Here is a 274-nt window from a genome sequence, read left to right as displayed (position 1 = left end):
CAAAATACGTCCCTTTACGTCGGACTGTCCATGATCCTCAATAGGGTTCTGTGGACGGTCGGAGGCGGCCATGGGGCGGAGAGACCTGCTGAGCGCCGAGGAGCGGCGTAACCTGTTTGGAGTTCCGGTCGAGTGTGACGCGCTGGCGCGCCTATACACCTTCGATCGAAGGGACCTCAGCCTCATCGAGGTCCGGCGGGAAGAGCGCAATCGTTTAGGGTTTGCGGTGCAGCTCGCGCTGATCCGCCATCCTGGACTGACATTGGCGCAATGC

General features: G+C 60.9%; 1 protein-coding gene. It reads left to right on the top strand.

The window, feature by feature from the left end:
* Positions 1–70: 70 nt before the first annotated feature.
* Positions 71–274: DUF4158 domain-containing protein (locus AC0L2B_RS00085; protein ID WP_473743615.1), on the top strand; the 204-nt coding region annotated here is incomplete at its 3' end.

This window comes from Mesorhizobium sp. WSM4815, from assembly GCF_055811575.1.
Note: the sequence above shows the minus strand (reverse complement) of the source record. Positions and strands in the feature narration are given on the sequence as shown.